Here is an 836-nt window from a genome sequence, read left to right as displayed (position 1 = left end):
CGGGAGCAATCATCATGACTATTTCACTCAACGGCGGCATTGGCAGCCCTCAAAGCCTTTCCAGTGCGTCCCAAACTGATAGACAACTGCAGCAGCTCAGTTCAGGAAGCCGGATTAATAGCGCAGCTGATGATGCAGCAGGCGCAGCAATATCTGAACGCTTGAATAGCCAACTAGGTGCTTTTGATGCAGGCATCCGTAACGCCAATGACTCCATTTCCGCAATTCAGGTTGCCGACGGAGCACTGAAAAGCCTTAACGATAACATTGGTCGTATACAAGAGTTGACGATTCAAGCTGGTAACGGTGCGCTATCCACACAAGACCGACAAGCCTTGCAAGAAGAAGCAAATCTCTTGATTGAAGACTCAAATAGCATTCTCGAAAACACTAACTTCAATGGCAAGGCCCTACTCAGTGGTGAACAAGACTTCAATATTCAACTGGATCAACCAGGAAAGAGCATTCAACTCGAAGGCAAAGACTTAGCCAAAGAGATCAAAGAATTAGGCTTTGAAGACGTAGACTTAAGTTCAGCTGAGCAAGCTAGCAAGTCATTAGAAACCTTAAACCAAGCATCTGAGCTAGTACTATCCCGCCAATCAGAACTTGGTGCCGTTAGCAATCGAGTCGAGAGTTCGATCGATAATATCGCCATATCCAAAGTTAATACGGCTGAAGCGAGGAGCCGAATCAGTGACACTGACTATGCTCAGGTGGCCTCAGACCTAGCTGCGAGCCAAATAAGAGATCAGGTACAGATCGCCGTACAAGGACAAGCGAATAGTCAACGTGGCGCTGTGTTACAGCTTTTATCCTAACTTTCAATCGCACTT

At 46.7% G+C, this 836-nt stretch carries 1 protein-coding gene; it reads left to right on the top strand.

The annotated features are described in order from the left end of the window. The coding region (locus tag A3763_RS19200) for a flagellin (RefSeq protein ID WP_231872255.1) at window positions 1–821 on the top strand (821 nt) is incomplete at its 5' end. Between the last annotated feature and the right edge of the window lie 15 nt (window positions 822–836).

This window comes from Oleiphilus sp. HI0128 (genome assembly GCF_001635365.1).
The sequence above is the reverse complement of the archived record's forward strand: the minus strand, read 5'-3'. Positions and strand labels throughout refer to the sequence as shown.